Origin of the sequence: Streptomyces niveiscabiei (assembly GCF_001419795.1) — a bacterium.
Taxonomy (GTDB): Bacteria; Actinomycetota; Actinomycetes; order Streptomycetales; family Streptomycetaceae; genus Streptomyces; species Streptomyces niveiscabiei.
In genome coordinates, this window is sequence record NZ_LIRL01000635.1 from 1 (window position 1) to 2,931 (window position 2,931).

The window sequence follows — 2,931 nt, forward strand, 5'->3', positions numbered from 1 at the left end:
CTCCGAGGGGGCCGCCGGTCCCGGAGCCGGGGCGGGCCGGGGAGCCGGCTCCGTGGTGGGCGGCTGTGGCATGGCTCCCCCGATCCCGTTCCCTTGACGACGCGGTGGTCGTGTCCCTGTAACCGTACTTAGTTGCCCTCGGCCGCCTTCACCAGGGCGTCCTTGGTGACCGCGCCGACGTAGACCTTGCCGTTGTCCGTGACCAGGGCGTTGACCAGGCGGGTGGAGAAGACCGTGCCCTTGCCGAAGTCGCCGGAGACCTTGTCGCCGAAGGAGTCGAGGAAGCCGCCGAGGGCACCGGCGTCGGGGAGGTCGGAGGAGGAGGGGATGCCCGTGTTCGTGCCCGTGTCGTACGTGGCGATCGTCGTCCAGCCCTTGCCCAGGACGTTCAGGCCCGTGAGGTCCTCGCCGAGGGCGCCCTCGGCGGGCCCGCCCTTGCCGGGGGCGTCCTTGCCCTCGTCGCCGTGGATCGTGTCGCCCTCGGTGACCTTCGCGCCCTTGGGGGCGGTGAAGTCGAAGGTGGAGGCGGCCGGCTTGTCGAAGCTGACCTGGGTGAAGCCGGCGTCGATCACGGCGGCGCCGCCGCTCCTCGGGGTGAGCGTGAACTTGAGGGGCAGGCCGGTCTTCGCGTCGACCGCGATGCTGATCGCGCCGACCGTCGAGCCGGACTGCTTGGGCGTGACGACGAGCTTGTAGGCGTCGCGGCCCGCGACGTGGACCGAGCCGTCCACCTTCACCGACGTCGTCGGGTCTATCGCCTTCAGGGTCTCTTCCGTGAGGTCCTTCGGGGTCGCCGGGGCCTGGGACTCCTTGCGGGCCTTCTCCGAGAGCGTCGAGTGGTAGACCTCGTTCGACTTGCTGTCGTAGCCCCAGACGTCCTTGCCGTTGTGGATGAGGCTGTACTCCGCCGCGTTCTCCAGCAGGGAGAGCTTCTGCTTCTCGGGGCCGTCCGTCGCGACGCGCAGCGTGTGCGTGCCCGCGGCCAGTTCCGTCAGCCTGGTGGTGGGGTCGGCCGAGGAGCCCTCCGAGGAGCCGGTCGCGCCGGAGAGGAAGCTGCTCTCCAGGCCGCCGAGGTCGGGGAGGCCCAGGTCCGTGGTGATCTTGACGGTGCCGGAGAGCTGCTGGACGTCCGACGCGGCGACCTTGTCCAGGAGCTGCTGGGCGGTGATCTGGGGGAGGTCGGGGTCGCCGGAGTCGGCGAGGGCGGGGACCAGGCCGATGGTGGCGGCGGCCACGCCCACGACCGTCACCGGAACGACGTACCGGGCGGCCGTCCTGCGGCGGCGCGACCTCGCCTCGTCCGCGTCGGCCTCCGTGAGCGGGGTCCGGGGGTCGTCGGATGCGTTCGGTGCCATGTCTGCCTTACCTCCGTCGTCGGCGGCGGCCGGTGGGCATCTCTGGGCAACCCACCCCGACCGCCATTCTCACCCGAATCGGTGAGCAGTGGTCCTGCGTCTGCATCCATGACACCAAATCGCCCCCGTCACCGGCGTCACCCCTCAGAGTCAACTCCGCGTACTCCTGCGGTATGACACGCCCCGCCGGTACCCCATACTTCCCTAGGGGTCGCGAGGCCGTACCAGGGGACGAGGTCAGCGCCACACGGCCGCCCGCCGCGAGGCGAGCGGCGGCGCGGCATGGCACGGCAGGCGCCTCAGCCCGCCCGGTGCACCACCGCGTCGCACATCTCCACCAGCGCCAGCTTCGCGTCGCACTCCGGCAGGGGTGCCAGGGCCGCGCGGGCCTCTTCCGCGTAGCGGACCGTGTCGCGGCGGGCCTGTTCGAGGGCCGGGTGGGCGCGCAGCGCCGTGAGGGCCTCGGTGTGGCGGGCGTCGTCCGTGAGGTCGGAGTCGAGGAGTTCGCACAGGGCGATGTCCTCGGGGAGGTTCAGGCGGGCGGCGCGCTCGCGCAGGCGCAGGACGGGGAGCGTGGGGATGCCCTCGCGGAGGTCCGTGCCGGGGGTCTTGCCGGACTCGTGGGAGTCGGAGGCGATGTCGAGGACGTCGTCGGCGAGCTGGAAGGCGACGCCGAGGCGTTCGCCGTACTGCGTGAGGACGTCGACGACCGTCTCGTCCGCGCCGGAGGTCATCGCGCCGAAGCGGCAGGAGACGGCGACGAGGGAGCCGGTCTTGCCGGCGAGGACGTCGAGGTAGTGGTCGACGGGGTCACGCCCGTCCGTGGGGCCCGCGGTCTCCAGGATCTGGCCGGTGACGAGCCGTTCGAACGCCTCGGCCTGGATGCGGACGACCTCGGGGCCGAGGTCGGCGAGGATCTGGGACGCGCGCGCGAAGAGGAAGTCGCCCGTGAGGACGGCGACGGAGTTGCCCCAGCGGGTGTTGGCGCTGGCCACCCCGCGCCGGACCTCGGCCTCGTCCATGACGTCGTCGTGGTACAGCGTGGCGAGGTGCGTGAGTTCGACGCCCACGGCGGACGGCACGACACCGGGCGCGTACGGATCACCGAACTGCGCCGCGAGCATCACCAGAAGTGGCCGGAAACGTTTGCCCCCCGCGCGCACGAGGTGCTGCGCGGCCTCCGTGATGAAGGGGACCTCGCTCTTGGTGGCTTCGAGCAGACCCTCCTCGACGGCAGCCAGTCCTGCCTGGACATCGGCTTCCAGTGCCTGGTCCCGCACGCTCAGCCCGAACGGCCCGACGACGGTCACGAGGGATCTCCTGTCTGCTGTTGCCCACTGGCGACTGTTGGCGATTACACGGTTTGTCGATAGGTCGCTGCCATCACTCAAGTCAGCGTATCCGGTCACGTTTCGATCACCGATAGCCCCCACGGTTACAGCACGGGCGCTATCGGATCACGCCCGTTATGCAGCTGATCAGTAGATAAAGCACATCATTTTGATACATCTCCACCTTGTGTCCATTTTGCCGTTATTGCTATTCCGTGAGTTGGGTCACGGACCCTCCCCCCGTC

2 protein-coding genes are annotated in these 2,931 nt (G+C 70.1%); both read right to left on the reverse strand.

The window, feature by feature from the left end; translation table 11 throughout:
* Positions 1–128: 128 nt before the first annotated feature.
* Positions 129–1,355 carry a LolA family protein gene (locus AOK24_RS28815; RefSeq protein ID WP_055722975.1) on the reverse strand — a complete coding sequence of 409 codons (1,227 nt, stop codon included), beginning with the start codon at positions 1,353–1,355 and terminating at the stop codon, positions 129–131.
* Positions 1,356–1,654: 299 nt separating this feature from the next.
* Positions 1,655–2,665, reverse strand: a complete 1,011-nt coding sequence (locus AOK24_RS28820) for a polyprenyl synthetase family protein (protein WP_055722976.1) — start codon at positions 2,663–2,665, stop codon at positions 1,655–1,657.
* Positions 2,666–2,931: the final 266 nt, after the last annotated feature.

Bases quoted from the DNA above. Each gene is read 5' to 3' on its own strand.
- AOK24_RS28815 (WP_055722975.1), bottom strand. From the start codon at position 1,355: ATGGCACCGAACGCATCCGACGACCCCCGGACCCCGCTCACGGAGGCC.